Raw genomic sequence first — 19494 nt, forward strand, 5'->3', positions numbered from 1 at the left:
CCGTGCAAGGCCGGTAAGGGGAATCGCAGCTCATGACTGACTCGACTGGTTCCAACAGCACGACCTCGGTGATCGTCGCGGGCGCGCGGACGCCCATGGGACGACTGCTGGGCTCCCTGAAGTCCTTCTCCGGAGCCGACCTCGGCGGCTTCGCGATCAAGGCCGCCCTCGACCGTGCGGGGATCGGTGGCGACCAGGTGCAGTACGTGATCATGGGGCAGGTGCTCCAGGCCGGGGCGGGGCAGATCCCGGCCCGTCAGGCCGCGGTCAAGGCCGGCATCCCGATGAGCGTCCCGGCGCTCACGATCAACAAGGTGTGTCTGTCCGGCCTCGACGCGATCGCCCTGGCCGACCAGCTGATCCGCGCGGGTGAGTTCGACATCGTGGTGGCCGGCGGCCAGGAGTCCATGACCAACGCCCCCCACCTGTTGCCGAAGTCCCGCGAGGGCTTCAAGTACGGCGCGATCGAGATGCTCGACGCGATGGCGTACGACGGTCTGACCGACGCCTTCGAGAACATCGCCATGGGCGAGTCCACGGAGAAGCACAACACGCGGCTCGGGATCGCGCGTCCCGAGCAGGACGAGATCGCCGCGCTGAGCCATCAGAGGGCCGCCGCCGCGCAGAAGAACGGCACCTTCGAGGCCGAGATCACCCCGGTCGAGATCCCGCAGCGCAAGGGCGAGCCGGTCGTCTTCAGCAAGGACGAGGGCATCCGCGCCGACACCACCGCGGAGTCCCTGGGCAAGCTCCGCCCGGCGTTCACCCGGGACGGCACGATCACCGCGGGCAGCGCCTCGCAGATCTCCGACGGCGCGGCGGCCGTGGTCGTGATGAGCAAGGCCAAGGCCGAGCAGCTGGGCCTGTCGTGGATCGCCGAGATCGGCGCCCACGGCAACGTGGCCGGGCCGGACAACTCGCTCCAGTCCCAGCCCTCCAACGCCATCCTGCACGCGCTGAAGAAGGACGGCCTGGAGGTCTCCGACCTGGACCTCATCGAGATCAACGAGGCCTTCGCCGCGGTGGCGGTGCAGTCAATGAAGGACCTCGGCGTCTCCACGGAAAAGGTGAACGTGAACGGCGGTGCGATCGCCCTCGGCCACCCGATCGGCATGTCCGGCGCCCGCCTCGTCCTGCACCTGGCCCTGGAGCTGAAGCGCCGGGGCGGCGGGGTGGGCGCGGCCGCGCTGTGCGGCGGCGGCGGTCAGGGTGACGCGCTGATCGTGCGGGTACCCAAGGCCTGAGCGCCGACGCGCCGCTCGTGCGCGTCTCACCACGTCTCACCCCGAACGGATCTGAACGGAGCTGTGATGCAGGACGTCTCCTCGCTGGTCGCCCAGGCCAGGGAAGGCCGGCCGCGGGCCGTGGCCCGGCTGATCTCCCTGGTGGAGGGGGCGTCCCCGCAGCTCAGGGAGGTCATGGAGGCGCTGGCCCCGCTCACGGGCAACGCGTACGTCGTGGGTTTGACCGGTTCGCCGGGCGTGGGCAAGTCCACGTCGACGTCCGCGCTGGTCACCGCCTACCGCAAACAGGGCAGGCGCGTCGGGGTGCTGGCCGTCGACCCGTCCTCGCCGTTCTCCGGCGGCGCCCTGCTCGGTGACCGCGTCCGGATGTCGGAGCACGCCTCCGACCCCGGCGTGTACATCCGTTCGATGGCCACGCGCGGCCATCTGGGCGGCCTCGCCTGGTCGGCCCCGCAGGCGATCCGGGTGCTGGACGCGGCCGGCTGCGACGTGATCCTGGTCGAGACGGTCGGCGTCGGCCAGTCGGAGGTCGAGATCGCCTCGCAGGCGGACACCAGTGTCGTCCTGCTGGCCCCGGGCATGGGCGACGGCATCCAGGCCGCCAAGGCCGGGATCCTGGAGATCGGCGACGTCTACGTCGTCAACAAGGCGGACCGGGACGGCGCCGACGCCACCGCCCGCGAGCTGAACCACATGCTCGGCCTCGGGGAGGCCCGCGGCCCCGGGGACTGGCGTCCGCCGATCGTGAAGACGGTCGCCGCCCGCGCCGAGGGCATCGACGAGGTCGTCGAGGCGCTGGAGAAGCACCGCGCGTGGATGGAGGAGCACGGTGTCCTCACCGAGCGGCGCCGTTCCCGTGCGGCCCGCGAGGTCGAGACGATCGCCGTCACGGCCCTGCGCGAACGCATCGGCGACCTGCACGGCGACCGCCGCCTGAGCACGCTCGCCGAACGCATCGTCGCCGGCGACCTCGACCCCTACCGGGCGGCGGACGAACTGGTGGCGGGCCTGACCCACGGCTGACGCGGGAAGCCCGCGGGAAGCCCGCGGGGCGGCCCGGGGCGGCCCGGGGGAAGGCCGCGGCGCGGAGGTCGGCGCGTGCGCCCGTCGGCAGGCACTGTCGTGCGTCACGAGGCGCGGCCGGGCGGCAGCTGTCGGCTCGGGGGTGTGGCTGCCGCGTGGTGGGTGGGGTGTGTCTGTCGGTGGGCACTGGCGTGTGTCACGTGGGGCGGCCCGTGGCGGTCATTGGCGTGTGTCACGTGGGGCGGCCTGGTGGTCGCGATACGGCCCGGGTGGGGCACCGGCCCGCCCCGGACGTGGGGACGAGCCGACGGCTCCTCGCAAAAGCCCTCGTCGGGCTCCGGGCCGCGCTGATACGGTCGCGTTCATGTTCCTTCTCTTGGCATAGGGCCCGCCTCGGCCCGTGATCGGTGAGCGGCGTACGGCCGCCCCGCTCGCGGCGATCAGGCGTCCCCTTTTTCTCCTGCCATGAGTCGAGGAACTCCTCATGTCCGCTTCGCCTGCCGTGCGGCCTTCGTATGCCGTCGTCCTGCGCGTTCCGCACGCCCGCCGTACCTTCGCCGCCGCCCTGACCGGACGGCTGTCGTACGGGATCGTCCCGCTGTCCCTGATGCTCGCCGTGACCCGCTCCACCGGCTCGTACGCGGTGGCGGGCACCGTGATGGCCCTGTTCGGAGCCACCACCGTCTTCCTGTCACCCGCCCGGGCGGCCCTCATCGACCGGCACGGGCCACGCCGGGCACTCGTCCCGATGACCACCGCCTACCTCGCGGTGCTCGGCCTGCTCACCCTGGCCCTGGCGCGCCCGGCCGGGGCCCCGGTTCCGGTGCTGGGCGCCCTGGCCGCCGCCGCGGGCGCCTGCGTGCCGCCGCTGGGGCCGACCATGCGGGCGGTGTGGGGAAGGCTCACCCCCGACCGCGCCCTGCTGCAACGCGCGTACAGCCTCGACGGGGTCGCCGAGGAGCTCCTCTTCGTCACCGGGCCGTTGCTGGTCGGCGTGCTCGTCGGCTTCGCACCGCCGGCCGCGGGGATCGTCGTCGGGGCGGCCCTGATGGCCGGGGGCACGGCCGGGTTCCTGTCGTCGCCGGCCGTGCGGGCGGCGGGGACGGGGAAGAGCACCGTGCGGAGGGCCGGCGGCGGTCTGCGCGGGCTCGGCCGGCCGGTGGTCGCCATCGCGGGCGTGGGGCTCGCGCTCGGCGTGGTCGATCTGCTGGTCGTGGCGTTCGCCGAACGCCACGGGCACGGGACCGGCGGGGCGAGCGCCGCTTGGGTGCTGGCCGCGCTGTCGGCCGGCAGCGCGGTCGGCGGGCTGCTCAACGGGGCCGTCACCTGGCGGTCGTCGACCGGCGCGCGGCTGCCGCTGCTCACGGCGGGGCTCGGGCTGACGTTGTGCGGTGCGGGACTCGCGCCGGGGCTCGGCACCCTGGCCGTCGCCGTCGCGGCCGCCGGGTTCTTCGTGTCGCCGGCGATCACCACGGCGTATCTCGTCGCCGACGAGATCGCCGCGCCGGAGGCCCGGGTGCGGGCCGGGGCCTGGGTCAACACGGCGGTCAACGCGGGCAGCACGGCCGGTACGGCGGTCGCCGGAGCGCTGGCCGGGCGGCTGCCGGTGGCAGTGTGCTTCGCGCTGACCGGGGCGGTGGTGCTGATGACGGCGGCGGCCGTCGCGGGCCGGGCCCGCAGGGGCACGAGCGATCTCGTGCCCCTCGCCTGACGGCCGTCGGGCCGGTCGGCCGGACGGGCGCCCGGTCAGTCGTCGAGCTCCTGGGTGACCTTGCCCGTGCGCACGTCCACCTGCCACTCGCCGGCCCGGGCGGTGTCCACGCTCCAGACCGTGGCGCGGTCGTCGTCGTCGAGGTCGACGCCGGTCACCGCGCCCTTGGCGGCGACGGCCAGCGCGGCCTCGCGGGCGTCGACGTCCGCGCCCTTCAGCGCGGCGAGGTCCCCGCGGGCGTCGGCGCTGTCCTCGGCGGCGTCGGCGGCGTCGTCGTCACCGTCGTCACCGTCGTCCTCGGCGTCCTCGGTGTCCTCGGTGTCCTCGGCGTCCGCGGTGTCCTCGGCGTCCGCGGTGTCGCGGTGGACGCCGAGGACCTCGCCGGTGTCCGGGGAGACGGCGACGGTCTGTTCGACGCCGTCGGCCTGGACGACGTCCACGTGCCAGGTGCCCGCGTCGGCGCCGTCGTCCTCCCGGTCGGCGCCGACGGCGGTGCCCGGTGTGTGCCGCAGCGCGGCCGCGATCACCTCGGCGGCGGTGGCCTTCGAGGAGCTCGCCGTGCTCCCCTCGGCCGGGTCGGCGGCCACCGGCCCGGCGCTCCGCACCTCGGCCGCGCCGGTCCGCGCGTCGTCGTCCGCGAAGGCGACCGCCGTACCTCCGCCGATCACGACGGACGCGGCGACGGCGGCGATGACGAGCTTGCGCTGCATGGGGTTCCTCCCGGTCGGTGTGCTCTCGGCCTGCTTCGGCCTCGACGGGGACCAAGCTGCCCGAACGGAGCTGAAGACAGGCTGAAGCAGCCTGAAGATCGCTTCAGGTTCGGTTTGGGACCCTGGTGCCATGCGGCTGTTGATCGTGGAGGACGAGAAGCGACTGGCCCGGTCGCTCGCCGGCGGCCTGACCGCCGAGGGCTACGCCGTGGACGTCGTCCACGACGGCCTCGAAGGGCTGCACCGGGCGAGCGAGTCGCCGTACGACCTGGTCATCCTCGACATCATGCTGCCCGGCATGAACGGCTACCGGGTCTGCTCCACCCTGCGGGCCGCAGGCCACGACGTCCCGATCCTCATGCTCACCGCCAAGGACGGCGAGTACGACGAGGCGGAGGGCCTGGACACGGGCGCGGACGACTACCTCACCAAGCCGTTCTCGTACGTCGTCCTGGTCGCCCGGGTGAAGGCGCTGCTGCGCCGGGGCGGACAGGGCACCGGGGCACCGGCCGTGCACGTCCTGGGAGATCTGCGGGTCGACACCGCCGCCCGGCGGGTGTTCCTGCGGGACGGCGCCGCGGAGGCCGAGGCCGCGCTGACCGCCAAGGAGTTCGCCGTGCTGGAACAGCTGGTCGTGCGGGCGGGCGAGGTGGTGTCCAAGACCGAGATCCTCGACCACGTGTGGGACTTCGCCTACGACGGCGACCCCAACATCGTCGAGGTGTACGTGAGCGCGCTGCGCCGCAAGCTGGGCGCCGGGCTCATCCGGACGGTGCGTGGCGCCGGCTACCGGCTGGAGCGGCCGGAGGCGGCGCGATGACCCGCCGGTTCGGGTCCGTGCGGGCCCGGGCGACGCTCGGCGCCACGTTCGTCGTCGCGGTGGCGCTCCTCGCGGCGGGGACGGCCGTGCTGCTGTCGCTGCGCTCCAGCCTCACCGGCCAGGCCGACGGACAGGCGGAGCGCTCCGCGCGGACCGTCGCCGCCCAACTCGCCCTCGGGACGCCCTACGACAGGCTCTCCTCGCTGGACGACGACGAGCGGGTGGTCCAGGTCGTCGACGCGAACGGCGAGCAGGCCGCCGCCACCGAGGACCTGGAGCGGATCAGCGGCGCGGGCGTGAGCGTGCCGCGAGCGCGGGAGGACACCGGGGACGACCTCTCCGAGCGACCGGGAGAGGAGGCGGGAGCGGAACCGGGAGAGGAGGCGGGAGCGGAAGCGGGGGAGGCGGCGGGGGAGGGGCACGGGGCGGACGGCGCGAGCGGCGAACTCGACGACGACGCCGACCAGGACTCGCTCGAACCCGGCGAGATCGGCGACGAGACCCGCTTCGCTGACGGCTCCGCGACCGTCGACGGCGACACGGCCGACTACCGCTTCGCCGCCGTGGACGTGCGGGACCCGGAGAAGGGCCTGCTCACCGTGTACGCGGGGGCCTCCCTGGCGGCCGAGCGGAGCGCCGTACGCACCGCGCTCACCGTCCTGCTGATCGGCTTCCCCCTGCTGCTCGCCGTGGTCGCGGGAGTGACCTGGCTGGTCACCCGGCGGGCGTTGCGCCCGGTCGAGGGCATCCGGCGGGAGATGGCCGCGATCACCGCCGCCGCGGATCTGACCCGGCGGGTGCCCGAGCCGGACACCCACGACGAGGTCGCCCGGCTTGCCCGCACGACGAACGAGACGCTGGCCGCGCTGGAGAGCTCCGTGGAGCGGCAGCGCCGGTTCGTCGCCGACGCCTCGCACGAGCTGCGCAGCCCCATCGCCTCGCTGCGCACCCAGCTCGAAGTGGGTGTCGCGCATCCCGGGCTGCTGGATGTGCCGGGCGCGGTCGAGGACACCGTACGGCTCCAGCGGCTGGCCGCCGACCTGCTGCTGCTCGCCCGGCTGGACGCGGGGGAGGGGCCGGTGTCCGGCGCGCGGGTGGATCCGGCGGCGCTGGCCCGGGAGGAGGCGGCCGGGCGGCCGGACGTGACGGTGAGCGTGGAGCCCGGGGAGCCGGCGCCCGGGGCGGTGGCCGGGGAGGTGGCCGGATCGCGGGGGCAGTTGGGGCGGGTGCTGGCCAACCTGCTCGACAACGCGCAGCGGCACGCCCGTTCGGCCGTCACCGTGACCGTGCGGAGGGCGGGCGGGCAGGTCGTCGTCGAGGTCGCCGACGACGGGGACGGAGTGCCCGAGGCGGACCGTGAGCGGATCTTCGAGCGGTTCGTACGGCTCGACGAGGCCCGCGGCCGGGACGACGGCGGGGCGGGACTCGGGCTGGCGATCGCCCGCGATGTGGCCGTCCGGCACGGTGGCACGCTCACGGTCGGTGAGACGCCGACAGGCGGAGCCCTGTTCGAGCTCCGCCTGCCGATCGCCTGAACCTGATCACCCGGACCGATCACCCGGAGCGATCACCTGAACCGATCACCCGGACCGATCGCCTGAACCGATCGGTCGGCGGGAATCCCTCACGGGCGTCCCCGATGCCCGCGGAGGTGCTCCGCGACGGGCTTCAGGGCCTTGGACAGCTCCGCCGTGGCGTCGGGGGAGAGCAGGTCGATGAAGTGCCGCCGCACGGACTCCACATGGTGCGGAGCGACCTTCTGCATCGTCTCCAGGCCGTGCTCGGTCAGGACCGCGTACAGGCCGCGGCGGTCGGACTCGCAGTTCTCGCGGCGCACCAGATTGGCGCTCTCCATGCGGGTGATCTGGTGCGAGAGGCGGCTCTTGGACTGGAGGGTGGCGGACGCGAGGTCGCTCATCCGCATCCGGACGCCCTCCGACTCGGAGAGATTCACCAGGATCTCGTAGTCGTTCATGGTCAGGCCGAACGGTTGGAGATCCTTTTCGAGCTGGTACGTCAACAGCCTGTTGACCTCCAGGTGGGTGCGCCAGGCGCACTGCTCCGCATCGGTCAGCCAGCGCGTGGCCGTTTCGGTCTCCATAATTGAAGTCTACCTAAAATGTTGAAAGGCGAACTAGTGAGGGCGGTGTGACGGTGCGCACGCGTTCGATGTCACACTCCGCAGACTACCGCTCACAGCCCGAAGCGACGCTGGAGGTCTCCCAGCTGTCCGGGAAGGCGCGGTGCGCCGGTTTGCGCGCCGTGGCCGCCGTGCCCACCGGGCACGCCGCCCCCGCCGGGCACTCCCGGCTCGTGCGGAACCGCCCCCGTCGCCTGCTCCGCCATGAGCAGCTCGGTCGACTGGAGCAGCACCGTCCCGGCCCCCACGAACTCGAACTGGTGCTCCTCCCCGGAGGCCCCTCCGAGGCCCGTCATCGCACGTAGACCGCCCATCAGGCCGGTCATGTACCCGTGGTCGTAGTGATGGCACGGAGAGGGGCAGTCGGCCCAGCCGACGAGTGCCTGCGGATCGACCCGGATGGGCGGTTCCATGAACACCACCGGACCGTTAGATGCCGCTACGAACTTGCCGGTTCCGATCAGCGTGAGAAATCCCGGCACGATCGACTGCTTGAGGGACAGAGTTGGCTGAAAAGCGAGCAGATTGCCCGAGCGAATGGTCAGGTTGCCGTCGTCCAGATCGTACGAATTCACGTCGAAGGCCCGGTCGGCGAGGAGCATCTTGCCCGAGCCCTCCGCCACGACCCAGTCGCTGGCGTGCAGAGGCGAATGGAACGAAGTGCGCACCACACGGTCCAGACGGCCATGTCCGATGCCGTTGAAGTCGATCGACCCGTAGTAGGCGATCATCTTCCCCTTCTGGAGGAACCACTGGCTCCCCTTGAGCTCCACGCAGAAGGTGTAGCTGTTCACGTTGTCGTCGACCGGCAAGGTCATCGGGTCGTGCACCGTCGGGCCGCCGCCCGGAGCCCCGTACATGCTCACAGCTTCTCCTCCGACGCCTGGACGAACACCGCACCGCTGCCGCTCAGCTCCAGCTGGAACGCCTCGCCGGAGCCCCGGCCCACCATGTCCCGCCAGCCCAGCGCGGTCGACAGCTTGTTGCGGACGTCGCCGTGGTGGGCGACATAGGCCTGGGGGTCGACATGGACCGGGCGCTGCGGGGTGATCGGCACCTCGAAGACTCCGCCGTGCGCCATCACGGCGACGGCCCCGTGCCCCTTGAGGGTGGTGGTGAACAGGCCCTGCCCGCTGACCTGGCCGCGGACCATGCCCATGACCCCGCCCTGGGAGCCCAGGAACATCGTGCCCTGCTGGAGGGTGCCCTCGAAGGCGAGCAGCCGGTCCGCCTCGACGTACAGCGTGTCGCCGGTGAGCCGGATGACCTGGACGTGGTGGCCGCCGTGCCCGAAGAGGACCGTGCCACTGCCTTCGACGGTCATCAGGGGGGTGTCCTCGTTGGCGAGCCGCCGCCCGATCATGGACATCACCCCGCCCTGCCCGCCCTGGACGTTCGGGGTGAACGCCACCTCGCCGCGGTAGGCGAGCATGGCGCCACGCTGACTGAAGAGCCGCTGGCCGGGGACGACGGTCGCCTCGACCATCTTGGAGTTGATCTCGCGGAAGGTCATCTCACACATCCCCCGCGATCGTGTTGCGCTCGCTCGGCTGGACGTACACCAGGCCGTCCCCCTCGAACCGGATCTGGAAGGCCTCGCCGCCGCCCTCACCCATGAACGTGCGGAAGGTCACACCGGACTGGAAGGTCTGCCGGACGTTGCCCTGGTGCGCGACATAGGCGCCCGGGTCGACGGTCAGGGGGTACTGCGGACTGACCCGCAGCACCACGGCCGGCCCGTCCGAGGTGATGGCCGCCTGGCCGGTGCCCTCGACGGTCGTGGTGAACAGTCCGTTGCCCTGGGTCGCGCCGCGCAGGCCGGTGAAACTCGTCCCGGTCCTGAGTCCGGCGTCGGTCGCGAGCAGGTTGCTCGACTCGACGTAGAGCTTGTCGCCCTGGAGCCGCACGAGATTGATCTCGGAGGCGCGGTCGGCCAGCCAGCAGGTGCCCTGCCCCCTCACCTCCATCATGGTCATCTGCTCGCCGGTGAGCCGCCGGGTGACCATCCCCCGGATGCCCTCACCGCCGCCGCTGAGCTTCTTGAACGCCATCTGCCCGTCGTACGCGACCATCGAGCCGTTCTTCGCCTTCACGGCGTCCCCGGTCATGTCGACGGCGAGCACTTTGCTGCCTTGAAGTCGAAACATCGCCACGCTGCGAAAGGTATCGGCCGGACGGGTGGGTCGAACAGCACCCGGGGGTGGACAACGACCCTGACCGCACCCCTAGGTGGACCGTTTGCCACAATGGGCGAACGCTTGTGCGTGCATTCACAAACCGACCTGTTCGTCGCCGTACCTCCCCCCCCGAAGGTGACCCGTGGACCTGAAGACAGCCTCCGCCCTCCGCCGCCTGCGCCTGGTCTCCGCCCCCGAGGCGGTTTCCTTCCTTCTGCTGCTGGTCTGCTCGGTGCTGAAGCGGACCACGGACTTCAACGCGGTGCCCGTGATGGGCATGGTCCACGGCGTGCTGTTCGTCCTGTACGTGCTCTTCTGGGCGGACGCCTGGAACCGCGCCAAGTGGCCCCTGAAGACCGCGGCCCTCTACTTCGTCCTGTCGGTCCTGCCGACCGGCGGCTTCTTCGCCGAGCGCAGGCTGCGCCGTGAGGCCGAGGACGCGGTCATCGCCTCCCGCGCCCGCCGGGAATCGGTGGCGAAGGCATGATCGTCGCGTTCTCGGTCACGCCGTTGGGTGTCGGCGAGGACGTCGGTGACTACGTCGCCGACGCCGTCCGGGTCGTCCGCGCGTCCGGCCTCCCGAACCGCACCGACGCCATGTTCACCTCCGTCGAGGGCGAGTGGGACGAGGTGATGGACGTCGTCAGGCGCGCCGTGGCCGCCGTCGAGGCGCGGGCTCCCCGGGTCTCCCTGGTCCTGAAGGCGGACATCCGCCCCGGTGTGACGGACGGTCTGACCTCCAAGGTGGAGACGGTGGAACGGCATCTGGGGGAGCGCTCGGCGTAGCGGGCGGAACAGTGACGGAACGCCTGTTCGAGTAGTCGCTCGAACGGGTGATATCGGATGGGGTTTTCGGCCGGTGCCGCCTGGCTAATGTCTCCCGAGGCCGATCAAGTTCCGCGCGGTGGCGTGGCATTGAAGGGGAGTGTGCGGTGGCAGGGCGGCGCGGACCGGGTCTGGTCGGCAGGGCGGTCACGGCGCTCCTGGTGGTGGCATCGCTGCCGGTGGTCTGTGTGGGGGAGGTGCCCCGGCCGCCCGGGTGCGCACTCACCCGCGGCGTGCTGACCGTGGACGACCTGCCCGCCGGCTCGTCCGTCCTCGACTGCCGCGCCGTCGGCCGGCTGGTCACCCACGAGGGCGCCGGGGTGGCGGTGCCCGAACCCGGCACGACGGTCAGCGTCGACGCGCTCACGGTGGACGGCTCGGCACACGGCTTCACCCTGACGGTCGCCGCCGACGGAACGGTCTCCTACGCCTACGAAGCGGCCCACGAAGCGGTCCCCGAAGCGGCCCACGAGTCGACCCGTCAGGCGACCCGCGCGGCGGCCGTGTCCAGGGCCCGCGCCGACGCGCCCGCCCCCTGCGCCGACGGCGCCTACTCCACCGCGGGCCGCAAGGAGTACGGCACCTACGAGTGGTTCATCGGCGACGGACCCCTGCCGGGCCGGCTGTCCCACGCCGAGGGCCGGCGGGCCTTCGAGGACGCCATCGCCACCATCACCACCAGCCGCAACGACTGCGGCTACGACGACACGGTCACGGCGAAGGCCAGGTTCCTGGCCACCACCGGCAACGAGGCCGGCATCGACCGCGCGGCCCGCTGCACCCGCCGGGACGGTCTGAGCGTGTGGGACGCGGGCGACATCGGCGGCGAGGCCGTCGCGACCACCTGCTCCTGGAGCCGTCCGGTGCCCGGCGGCCCCGAGGAACTGCTCGAGGCGGACGTCCGCTTCAACACCCATGACTTCCCGTTCACGAACCGCCCGTCCGGCGCCTGCACGCACGCGTACGACATCCGCAGCGTCGCCACACACGAGGCCGGGCACGTCTTCGGCCTCGGCCACTCCGGCGCCGGACACGAGAACCTCACCATGTACGCGAACTCCTTCGCCTGCTCCACGGACGCCCGCACCCTCGGCAAGGGCGACGTCCTCGGCCTGCGCAGCCTCTACTGAGCGCTGCCCGACACCAGCGCCATCCCCAGCGGCGTCCGCTCGTACAGCACCTGGTGGCCGTAGCGCCGGGACACCAGCAGCCCCGAGTCGCGCAGCACCGTCAGATGCGCGGAGACCGAGGACGGGGCCAGGCCGAGCCGGTGGGCGAGGGCGGAGGTGGTCGCCGGATCGTCGAGCGCGCCGAGCACGCCGGCCCGGCCGCGGCCCAGCAGCCGGACGAGCGCCTGCGGGGAGCGGGCGGCGTTGTCGGTCCACAGGCCGCCGATGCCCCGCGCCGGGTACACCAGCGTCGGCTGCCACGGAGGGTCGAAGCCGCTCACGACGTCCGGCCACGAGAACACGCTCGGCATCAGCACCAGCCCCGCCCCGCCCAGGTGCCGCTCGTGCTCGCCGTTCGAGGCGACGGTCAGTGTCCCGGCCCGCCACCCGCACCGCCGGTTGATCTCCGGCAGCAGCCCGCCCAGGCCCACTTCGGCCAGCCGCCGGGAGTGGAAGGCGACATCCGCCTCCAGCAGGGCGCGCAGCCGGGGCCAGTCCGGTGCGAGCAGGGTGTGCCAGATCTCCTCCAGCACGCCGGTCAGCTCCCGGATCATCCGCTCCGGATCCGCCAGCCAGGCCCGCGCCCGGGGCGAGTCCAGTGCGCCGGGGGTGTCCGCGAGCGAGCGGGCGGTGTCCGCGAGGGCGGCTTCGGGGTCGGCGGCCCGGACCGCGGCGAGCTCCTCCTCGAACCCCGCCGCGGGCCCGACCGGCGGCGGGCACAGCCAGTCGGGGGAGTGGCCCCGGCGCGGCATCAGAAGCCACAGCCCGGTCAGGTCGAGCGTCTCGGCGGCGGTACGGATCCGGCGCAGCCAGGGCGCATGGTAGCCGTGCCGGTCGGGCCGCTTGAGGGTGCGCGCGGCCTCCTGCGTCTCCCACAGCGGGGACACGGCGAAGCGGCAGCGCAGGAAGTCGTCCTCCCCGAAGTGCAGGTACGACGGCACGACCTCACCCCTCGAACATTCGGCGGTGACCGAAACTCTAGGGCCTGCGCACCCCGCCGAGCACGCTGCTGCCATGTCAGAAGTCACGACGCCCGCGACGCCCGAGAAGCCAGCCGCTGCACCGGCCGCACCGGCCGCACCGGCCGCACCGGCGACACCCATGACCGGGACGCCGGCCGCCGGATATCTGCGCGTCTTCGCCGTACGTGAGTTCCGGGCCGTCTTCGCCGCCCATCTGCTGTCCCTGCTCGGCGTGATCGTCGCCGAGATCGCGCTGTCCGTCCTCGTCTACGAGCTGACCGGCTCACCCCTGATGAGCGCCCTGGCCTGGGCCCTCGGCTTCCTGCCCTACGCCGTCGGCGGCACCCTGCTCGCCGGGGTCGCCGACCGCTTCCCGGCCCGGCGGGTCCTCGTGGGCTGCGACCTGGTGTGCGCGGTGTGCGTGGTGCCGATGACGGCGCCGGGCGCGCCCCTCGCCGTGCTGCTCGCCCTGCGCTGCTGCCTCGCGGTGGTCTCGCCGGTCTTCGCGGGCACCCGGATGGCCACCCTCGCGGACATCCTCGGCGACGGCGACCTGTTCGTCCTCGGCCGCTCCCTGCTGCGCATCACCGCGCAGAGCGCGCTGCTCGCGGGCTTCGGACTCGGCGGGCTGCTGCTCACCGTCGCCTCCCCGCGCCAGGCCCTGCTCGTCACCGTCGGCACCTTCCTCGCCTCCGCCGCGCTGCTGCGGCTCGGCACCCGCCGCCGTCCCGCCCGGGCCGGGACCGGCGGAGCCCTGGTCACGGACTCCCTCAAGGGGGCCCGGCAGATCCTCGCCGACCGGCGCGTACGGGCGCTGCTGCTGCTCTTCTGAGTGCCGCCGGCCTTCACGGTCGCCCCGGAGGCGTTGTCCGCGCCCTACGCCGACGGGATCGGCGCCGGCCCCACCGGCCTCGGCCTGCTGATGTGCGCGCTGCCGGTCGGCGCCATCGCCGGTGAGCTGTACGCGGGCTCCCGGCTGCGCCCGGTCACCCGTGAGCGCGTCGCGCTGCCGCTCGTCTGTGTGACCCTGCTGCCCTATCTCGGCTACGCCCTCCATCCCGGCCTCGCCGTCGCGCTGCTCCTGCTGGTGGTCTCGGGAGCCGGGTCGGCGTACACCCTCGGCCTCGACCAGTGGATCGTCCGGGACGTGCCCGAGGAACTGCGCGGGCGGGCCATGACACTGCTCACCGCCGGGCTCATGACGTTCCAGGGGGTCGGCATGGCTCTCGCCGGGGTGGCCGCGGAGCTGGTGGGCGTGGCGGCCGCGGTGACCGGGGCGGGTGCGCTGGGGACGGTCTGCTGTGTACTGGCGGCCCTGGAGGTCCGGCGGACCGAGGGCCGAGACGGGGCTGACCACGATATGACCGGCCGGTAAGGTCTGGAGGCGTGCCGAAACCGCCCAGTCTCCCCTTCGATCCGATCGCGCGCGCCGACGAGCTCTGGAAGCAGCGCTGGGGCAACACACCGTCCATGGCCGCGATCACCTCGATCATGCGCGCGCACCAGATCCTGCTCGCCGAGGTGGACGCCGTGGTCAAGCCGTACGGCCTGACGTTCGCCCGCTTCGAGGCGCTGGTGCTGCTCACCTTCTCCAAGGAGGGCGAGCTGACCATGTCGAAGATCGGCGAGCGCCTCCAGGTGCACCCCACCTCGGTGACGAACACCGTCGACCGGCTGGTGAAGTCGGGCCTGGTAGCCCGGCGTCCCAACCCCAACGACGGCCGCGGCACCCTCGCCGTCATCACCGACAAGGGCCGGGAGGTCGTCGAGGAGGCCACCCGCGACCTGATGGCGATGGACTTCGGTCTCGGCGTGTACGACGCGGAGGAGTGCGGGGAGATCTTCGCGATGCTCCGGCCGCTGCGGGTCGCCGCGCAGGACTTCGAGGAGGAGTGACCCCCGATCCGGCAGGGTCACCCCGATCCGGCAGGGGTGACCCCCATCCGGCAGGGGTGACCCGGGGCAAGATCTCCCGGAACGGGTCGTTACGCTCGTCGGCATGAAGAAGAGCGTGCTGACCCGCTACCGCGTCCTGGCCTATGTCACCGGTGTGCTGCTGGTCCTGCTGTGCCTGGGCATGATCGCCAAGTACGGCCTGGACGTCGACGGGGCCGCGGACTTCACCCGCGTCGTCGCCATCGCGCACGGCTGGCTCTACGTCCTCTACCTCGTCTTCGCCTTCGACCTGGGCTCCAAGGCGAAGTGGCCGGTGGGCAAGCAGCTGTGGGTGCTGCTCGCCGGGACCGTCCCGACGGCCGCCTTCTTCGTGGAGCGCAGGATCAGCCGCGAGCTGGAGGGCCGGATCGCCGACGAGGCTCCCGTGGCCGCCAAGGCCTAGATCCGACGAGGATTCCGCCGCCGTACCCGCGCCGCACGCGCGCGTGCGCGGCGGCGGACACGCACAGTCACCGGGATGTCCTGCCGGCAGCCATCGACATTTACTTGGACGTCCTAGTAAATTTGAGTCATGGACGCTGACGCCATCGAGGAGGGCCGCCGTCGCTGGCAGGCCCGGTACGACGCTTCGCGCAAGCGTGAGGCCGACTTCACCACGCTCTCCGGGGACCCCGTGGAGCCGGCGTACGGGCCCCGGCCCGGCGACACCTACGAGGGGTTCGACCGGATCGGCTGGCCCGGGGAGTACCCCTTCACGCGCGGCCTGTACCCGACCGGCTACCGGGGGCGTACGTGGACCATCCGGCAGTTCGCCGGGTTCGGCAACGCCGAGCAGACCAACGAGCGCTACAAGATGATCCTGGCCAACGGCGGCGGGGGTCTGTCCGTGGCCTTCGACATGCCCACGCTGATGGGCCGCGACTCCGACGACCGGCACGCGCTGGGCGAGGTCGGGCACTGCGGGGTCGCCATCGACTCGGCCGCCGACATGGAGGTCCTGTTCAAGGACATCCCGCTGGGTGACGTCACGACCTCCATGACGATCAGCGGGCCGGCCGTCCCCGTCTTCTGCATGTACCTCGTCGCCGCCGAACGGCAGGGCGTCGACCCGGGCCTCCTCAACGGCACACTCCAGACGGACATCTTCAAGGAGTACATCGCCCAGAAGGAGTGGCTCTTCCAGCCCGAGCCGCATCTGCGGCTCATCGGCGACCTGATGGAGTACTGCGCGGCCGGCATCCCCGCCTACAAGCCGCTGTCCGTCTCCGGCTACCACATCCGCGAGGCCGGCGCGACGGCCGCGCAGGAGCTGGCCTACACGCTGGCGGACGGCTTCGGGTACGTGGAGCTGGGGCTCAGCCGCGGTCTCGACGTGGACGTGTTCTCGCCCGGGCTGTCGTTCTTCTTCGACGCGCACGTCGACTTCTTCGAGGAGATCGCCAAGTTCCGCGCGGCGCGCAGGATCTGGGCGCGCTGGATGCGGGACGTCTACGGGGCGAAGTCCGACAAGGCGCAGTGGCTGCGCTTCCACACCCAGACCGCCGGGGTCTCGCTCACCGCCCAGCAGCCGTACAACAACGTGGTGCGTACGGCCGTGGAGGCCCTCGCGGCGGTGCTCGGCGGGACCAACTCGCTGCACACGAACGCCCTGGACGAGACCCTCGCGCTGCCGAGCGAGCAGGCGGCGGAGATCGCGCTGCGCACCCAGCAGGTGCTGATGGAGGAGACCGGCGTCGCCAACGTCGCCGACCCGCTGGGCGGTTCCTGGTACGTCGAGCAACTGACGGACCGGATCGAGGCCGACGCCGAGAAGATCTTCGAGCAGATCAGGGAGCGGGGGCTGCGGGCCCACCCCGACGGGCGGCACCCGATCGGGCCGATCACCTCCGGGATCCTGCGCGGGATCGAGGACGGCTGGTTCACCGGCGAGATCGCCGAGTCGGCCTTCCGGTACCAACAGTCCGTGGAGAAGGGCGAGAAGCGGGTCGTCGGCGTCAACGCGCACACCGGGTCGGTGACCGGGGACCTGGAGATCCTGCGGGTCAGCCACGAGGTGGAGCGGGAGCAGGTGCGGACGCTGGGCGCGCGCAAGGCCGCCCGGGACGACACGGCCGTGCGGGCCGCGCTCACCGCCATGCTGAGTGCGGCTCGGGACGGCTCCAACATGATCGGGCCGATGCTGGACGCGGTGCGGGCCGAGGCGACGCTGGGCGAGATCTGTGACGTGCTGCGGGACGAGTGGGGGGTGTACACCGAGCCCGCGGGGTTCTAGACGGCGCCGGCAGGCGCGGGCGGGGGCGGGCGGCCCCCGCCCTCAGACGTGTTCGCCGGGGAGGTCTCCGGACGCCTCGGTGGACGCGGTCAGGCCCAGCAGCAGGACCCGGGTGAAGCTGCGTACCCACTCCTCGTCCGCGGGTTCCGCGCTGACCAGGGTGCGGTGGACCACCGCGCCCGCCACGACGTCGAAGATGAGGTCGACCGTGCGGGCCGCCTCGGCCGGGTCGGTCTGCGGCGGGAGTTCGCCGCGTGCCTGGGCGCGGGCGCGGCCCTCCAGCACCAGGTCCTTCTGCGGGTCGACGATGGAGGCGCGGATGCGCTCGCGCAGGGCGTCGTCGCGGGTGGACTCGGCGACGGCCGCCATCAGGCCGCTCTTGGCCTCCGGCCGGGCCAGGATCGCCGCGAACTGCAGGACCACACCCTCGATGTCGGCGGCGAGGCTGCCCCGGTCGGGGAGTTCGAGTTCACCGAAGAGTTCCGCGACCGCGTCGACGACCAGTTCGTTCTTGCCGGCCCAGCGGCGGTAGAGCGTCGTCTTGGCGACCCCGGCGCGCGTCGCCACATCCCCCAGCGTCAGCTTGGACCAGCCCAGCTCGACCAGCGCCTCCCTGGTCGCGGCCAGGATCGCCGTGTCGGCCGCGGCGCTGCGCGGACGGCCCGTACGACAGGCGGGGGTGCGGATCTGCATTCCCCGACCATAACCGGCGGTTTGTCATGGGCTCAGGTGAGGGAGATCACCGAGGCGGGGTGTTGCGCAGGCACTCGGTGCCATTACGCTACGACTCGTAGCGAAAGCTCGCGCGGGACGTGCGCGGGCCGCAGGTCCGGCAGGGTGCGGGGTGGGGACCCCGGCGCTCGTGTTCGGGATGTTCGGGACGTATTCGGAACGCTTTTCACGCAGGCGCGCGGACGGGGGAGGATAGACGCATGCAGCCACGGAACATGTCCATGAGCGGAGTCGTCGACCTCGCCGCGGTGAAGGCGGCCCAGGAGGCCAAGGCGAAGGCGGAGCAGACGCGCGCCGAAACGGCCCGGCAGGGCGGCGCGGGGGCCGTCTCCCCGGCCGATCTCGTCATCGACGTCGATGAGGCGGGCTTCGAGCGGGAGGTCCTTCAGCGGTCCGCCGAGGTGCCCGTCGTCATCGACTTCTGGGCCGAGTGGTGCCAGCCCTGCAAGCAGCTGAGCCCCGTCCTCGAGCGGCTCGCCGTCGAGTACAACGGCCGCTTCCTGCTCGCCAAGGTCGACGTCGACGCCAACCAGATGCTGATGCAGCAGTTCGGGGTGCAGGGCATCCCGGCCGTCTTCGCGGTCGTCGCCGGGCAGGCGCTGCCGCTCTTCCAGGGTGCCGCCGGCGAAGCGCAGATCCGGCAGACCCTCGACCAGTTGGTGCAGGTCGCCGAGCAGCGGTTCGGGCTCACCGGCCTGACCGTCGACGCCGACGCCGGGCCGGGCGCCGAGGAGGCGGTCGAGACCGAGCCCGTCGGGCCGTACGACGCGCTGCTCGAAGCCGCCGTACAGGCGCTGGACGCCGGTGACTTCGGCGGTGCCGTACAGGCGTACCGCAACGTGCTCGCCGACGACCCGGCCAACAGCGAGGCCAAGCTCGGGCTCGCGCAGGCCGAGTTGCTCCAGCGGGTGGGCGGCATGGACCCGCAGCAGGTGCGCAAGGACGCCGCCGACAAGCCCGAGAACGCCGAGGCGCAGATCGCCGCGGCCGACCTGGATCTGGTGGGCGGTCATGTCGAGGACGCGTTCGGACGGCTCATCGACACCGTGCGGCGCACGGCCGGTGACGACCGGGACGCCGTACGGCTGCGCCTGCTCGAACTGTTCGAGGTGGTAGGTCCTGACGACCCCCGGGTGGCGGCGGCCCGGCGAGCGCTGGCGCGCGCCCTGTTCTGATCCGGCGGGCGCCGGGTTCTGACCAGTCACTAAACGTCAGAGGCCGTGGTGCCGGGGTGAAAGTTCCGTCGATGTGGTTCCCCAGCGGCCGCGCTTTACCAAATCTTGGTAATCGCGGCCGCTGTTACTGCAAGTAAGACTTGGGCGTTGTTCTGTCGGATTCTGTCCAGCGATCAACAGTTTTGTCCCGGGCGTTCATGACACCCTGTGTTGCCGGTCGAGACCTATGGGTCGTTGTTCGGTTATCCGGCCGTTACTAGCGAGTAACGAACCCCCTTGTGCGGGCGGCGAGAATGCACCACGATCGGCCACGCTCGGTCCAATCCCGTACCCCGACAGCCGGTTGGGTCAACGGGTTTTCCTGGGTCCCCACCGAGCAGAGCCGACGGCAGTGGAGTCGGCTCTCGGACAGGGGGGTCTTCGCCGCGGTGAAGCCTGTCCAGCAAGGTTGTGCGTGATGCGTGTCAGGCGCGACCAGTGGTTGTCGCTCGGGGGTGATCGCCGGTGATCGGTGCGCGGTTCGCGCCTCCGAAACAGGCGCTCCCCTTCCCGAGGACGTAGCACTTCTCCCATCCCTGCCCGGCTGAGCCGCCGTCCGAGGGGGCCCAGCGGGATCAGGAGATGTACGTCCGAGAAGG

The 19494-nt window shown here is 72.1% G+C and carries 19 protein-coding genes and 1 pseudogene; 13 read left to right on the forward strand and 7 right to left on the reverse strand.

Annotated features, from left to right (window positions below):
* Positions 1 to 32: 32 nt before the first annotated feature.
* The 3 genes from ASD48_RS22880 (at position 33) to ASD48_RS22890 (ending at position 3978) form a co-directional block, all read left to right on the forward strand.
* Positions 33 to 1244 carry an acetyl-CoA C-acetyltransferase gene (locus ASD48_RS22880; RefSeq protein WP_057603474.1) on the forward strand — a complete coding sequence of 404 codons (1212 nt, stop codon included), beginning with the start codon at positions 33 to 35 and terminating at the stop codon, positions 1242 to 1244.
* 66 nt (positions 1245 to 1310) lie between these two features.
* Positions 1311 to 2267: a methylmalonyl Co-A mutase-associated GTPase MeaB gene (gene meaB, locus ASD48_RS22885; RefSeq protein ID WP_057603475.1), complete on the forward strand. Its 957-nt coding sequence runs from the start codon at positions 1311 to 1313 to the stop codon at positions 2265 to 2267.
* Between the two features lie 484 nt (positions 2268 to 2751).
* Positions 2752 to 3978 (forward strand): MFS transporter, encoded by a 1227-nt coding sequence (locus ASD48_RS22890; RefSeq protein WP_057603476.1) that lies wholly within the window; start codon positions 2752 to 2754, stop codon positions 3976 to 3978.
* Between the two features lie 35 nt (positions 3979 to 4013).
* On the opposite strand, the gene ASD48_RS22895 is transcribed toward ASD48_RS22890, so the two are convergent.
* On the reverse strand, positions 4014 to 4688 hold the full coding sequence (locus ASD48_RS22895) for a PepSY domain-containing protein (protein WP_057603477.1): 675 nt from the start codon (positions 4686 to 4688) through the stop codon (positions 4014 to 4016).
* A gap of 130 nt (positions 4689 to 4818) precedes the next feature.
* Between ASD48_RS22895 and ASD48_RS22900 the strand changes: the two genes are divergently transcribed.
* Together ASD48_RS22900 and ASD48_RS22905 are read left to right on the forward strand one after the other, a co-directional pair.
* Complete coding sequence (locus tag ASD48_RS22900; RefSeq protein WP_057603478.1) at positions 4819 to 5508, forward strand: response regulator transcription factor; 690 nt, start codon at positions 4819 to 4821, stop codon at positions 5506 to 5508.
* Positions 5505 to 7043, forward strand: a complete 1539-nt coding sequence (locus tag ASD48_RS22905) for a HAMP domain-containing sensor histidine kinase (protein ID WP_057603479.1) — start codon at positions 5505 to 5507, stop codon at positions 7041 to 7043. The genes ASD48_RS22900 and ASD48_RS22905 overlap by 4 nt, the downstream gene beginning before the upstream one ends.
* 89 nt (positions 7044 to 7132) lie before the next feature.
* Here the strand turns inward: ASD48_RS22905 and ASD48_RS22910 are convergent, their stop codons facing one another.
* The 4 genes from ASD48_RS22910 to ASD48_RS22925 all read right to left on the reverse strand — a co-directional run bounded on the left by ASD48_RS22910 (position 7133) and on the right by ASD48_RS22925 (position 9795).
* Complete coding sequence (locus ASD48_RS22910; RefSeq protein WP_057603480.1) at positions 7133 to 7609, reverse strand: MarR family transcriptional regulator; 477 nt, start codon at positions 7607 to 7609, stop codon at positions 7133 to 7135.
* 92 nt (positions 7610 to 7701) lie between these two features.
* Complete coding sequence (locus ASD48_RS22915) at positions 7702 to 8508, reverse strand: AIM24 family protein (protein ID WP_107104370.1); 807 nt, start codon at positions 8506 to 8508, stop codon at positions 7702 to 7704.
* Between the two features lie 2 nt (positions 8509 to 8510).
* The gene (locus ASD48_RS22920; protein ID WP_054239883.1) at positions 8511 to 9161 is read right to left on the reverse strand and encodes an AIM24 family protein; all 651 of its coding nucleotides are present in this window, start codon (positions 9159 to 9161) and stop codon (positions 8511 to 8513) included.
* A 1-nt stretch (position 9162) separates the two neighbouring features.
* The gene (locus ASD48_RS22925; protein WP_057603591.1) at positions 9163 to 9795 is read right to left on the reverse strand and encodes an AIM24 family protein; all 633 of its coding nucleotides are present in this window, start codon (positions 9793 to 9795) and stop codon (positions 9163 to 9165) included.
* A 172-nt stretch (positions 9796 to 9967) separates the two neighbouring features.
* On the opposite strand from ASD48_RS22925, the gene ASD48_RS22930 reads away from it, so the two are divergent.
* The 3 genes from ASD48_RS22930 to ASD48_RS42210 all read left to right on the forward strand — a co-directional run bounded on the left by ASD48_RS22930 (position 9968) and on the right by ASD48_RS42210 (position 11780).
* Positions 9968 to 10312 (forward strand): DUF3817 domain-containing protein, encoded by a 345-nt coding sequence (locus ASD48_RS22930; RefSeq protein ID WP_057603482.1) that lies wholly within the window; start codon positions 9968 to 9970, stop codon positions 10310 to 10312.
* Positions 10309 to 10611, forward strand: coding sequence for an MTH1187 family thiamine-binding protein (locus ASD48_RS22935; protein WP_057603483.1), 303 nt, complete (start codon positions 10309 to 10311; stop codon positions 10609 to 10611). Before ASD48_RS22930 ends, ASD48_RS22935 begins: the two co-directional genes overlap by 4 nt.
* 146 nt (positions 10612 to 10757) lie before the next feature.
* A complete protein-coding gene (locus tag ASD48_RS42210) occupies positions 10758 to 11780 on the forward strand; it encodes a matrixin family metalloprotease (protein WP_079073911.1) in 1023 nt (340 codons plus the stop codon).
* On the opposite strand, the gene ASD48_RS22945 is transcribed toward ASD48_RS42210, so the two are convergent.
* Positions 11774 to 12760 (reverse strand): DUF5937 family protein, encoded by a 987-nt coding sequence (locus tag ASD48_RS22945; RefSeq protein WP_057603484.1) that lies wholly within the window; start codon positions 12758 to 12760, stop codon positions 11774 to 11776. The two genes, ASD48_RS42210 and ASD48_RS22945, sit on opposite strands and share 7 nt — an antisense overlap.
* Positions 12761 to 12920: 160 nt before the next feature.
* On the opposite strand from ASD48_RS22945, the pseudogene ASD48_RS22950 reads away from it, so the two are divergent.
* From ASD48_RS22950 to ASD48_RS22965, 4 genes and pseudogenes are all read left to right on the forward strand, one after another.
* Positions 12921 to 14156 (forward strand): annotated as a pseudogene (locus ASD48_RS22950) (MFS transporter).
* Between the two features lie 11 nt (positions 14157 to 14167).
* Positions 14168 to 14677 (forward strand): MarR family transcriptional regulator, encoded by a 510-nt coding sequence (locus ASD48_RS22955; protein WP_057603485.1) that lies wholly within the window; start codon positions 14168 to 14170, stop codon positions 14675 to 14677.
* Between the two features lie 103 nt (positions 14678 to 14780).
* Entirely contained in the window at positions 14781 to 15119 is a 339-nt protein-coding gene (locus tag ASD48_RS22960) for a DUF3817 domain-containing protein (RefSeq protein WP_057603486.1), read from the forward strand.
* A 129-nt stretch (positions 15120 to 15248) separates the two neighbouring features.
* Complete coding sequence (locus ASD48_RS22965) at positions 15249 to 16949, forward strand: methylmalonyl-CoA mutase family protein (protein ID WP_057603487.1); 1701 nt, start codon at positions 15249 to 15251, stop codon at positions 16947 to 16949.
* 42 nt (positions 16950 to 16991) lie between these two features.
* Here ASD48_RS22965 and ASD48_RS22970 read toward each other — a convergent pair whose 3' ends face one another.
* Complete coding sequence (locus tag ASD48_RS22970; RefSeq protein WP_057603488.1) at positions 16992 to 17642, reverse strand: TetR/AcrR family transcriptional regulator; 651 nt, start codon at positions 17640 to 17642, stop codon at positions 16992 to 16994.
* 239 nt (positions 17643 to 17881) lie between these two features.
* Here ASD48_RS22970 and ASD48_RS22975 point away from each other — a divergent pair, with 239 nt between their 5' ends.
* Positions 17882 to 18856, forward strand: a complete 975-nt coding sequence (locus ASD48_RS22975) for a tetratricopeptide repeat protein (RefSeq protein WP_057603489.1) — start codon at positions 17882 to 17884, stop codon at positions 18854 to 18856.
* The last annotated feature ends 638 nt before the right edge of the window (positions 18857 to 19494 follow it).

Origin of the sequence: Streptomyces sp. Root1310 (assembly GCF_001426425.1) — a bacterium.
Taxonomy (GTDB): Bacteria; Actinomycetota; Actinomycetes; order Streptomycetales; family Streptomycetaceae; genus Streptomyces.

Coding starts and splice junctions, on each gene's coding strand:
- ASD48_RS22880 (WP_057603474.1), top strand. CDS start 33: ATGACTGACTCGACTGGTTCCAACAGCACGACCTCGGTGATCGTCGCG.
- meaB (WP_057603475.1), top strand. CDS start 1,311: ATGCAGGACGTCTCCTCGCTGGTCGCCCAGGCCAGGGAAGGCCGGCCG.
- ASD48_RS22890 (WP_057603476.1), top strand. CDS start 2,752: ATGTCCGCTTCGCCTGCCGTGCGGCCTTCGTATGCCGTCGTCCTGCGC.
- ASD48_RS22895 (WP_057603477.1), bottom strand. CDS start 4,688: ATGCAGCGCAAGCTCGTCATCGCCGCCGTCGCCGCGTCCGTCGTGATC.
- ASD48_RS22900 (WP_057603478.1), top strand. CDS start 4,819: ATGCGGCTGTTGATCGTGGAGGACGAGAAGCGACTGGCCCGGTCGCTC.
- ASD48_RS22905 (WP_057603479.1), top strand. CDS start 5,505: ATGACCCGCCGGTTCGGGTCCGTGCGGGCCCGGGCGACGCTCGGCGCC.
- ASD48_RS22910 (WP_057603480.1), bottom strand. CDS start 7,609: ATGGAGACCGAAACGGCCACGCGCTGGCTGACCGATGCGGAGCAGTGC.
- ASD48_RS22915 (WP_107104370.1), bottom strand. CDS start 8,508: ATGTACGGGGCTCCGGGCGGCGGCCCGACGGTGCACGACCCGATGACC.
- ASD48_RS22920 (WP_054239883.1), bottom strand. CDS start 9,161: ATGACCTTCCGCGAGATCAACTCCAAGATGGTCGAGGCGACCGTCGTC.
- ASD48_RS22925 (WP_057603591.1), bottom strand. CDS start 9,795: ATGTTTCGACTTCAAGGCAGCAAAGTGCTCGCCGTCGACATGACCGGG.
- ASD48_RS22935 (WP_057603483.1), top strand. CDS start 10,309: ATGATCGTCGCGTTCTCGGTCACGCCGTTGGGTGTCGGCGAGGACGTC.
- ASD48_RS22960 (WP_057603486.1), top strand. CDS start 14,781: ATGAAGAAGAGCGTGCTGACCCGCTACCGCGTCCTGGCCTATGTCACC.
- ASD48_RS22965 (WP_057603487.1), top strand. CDS start 15,249: ATGGACGCTGACGCCATCGAGGAGGGCCGCCGTCGCTGGCAGGCCCGG.
- ASD48_RS22970 (WP_057603488.1), bottom strand. CDS start 17,642: ATGCAGATCCGCACCCCCGCCTGTCGTACGGGCCGTCCGCGCAGCGCC.
- ASD48_RS22975 (WP_057603489.1), top strand. CDS start 17,882: ATGCAGCCACGGAACATGTCCATGAGCGGAGTCGTCGACCTCGCCGCG.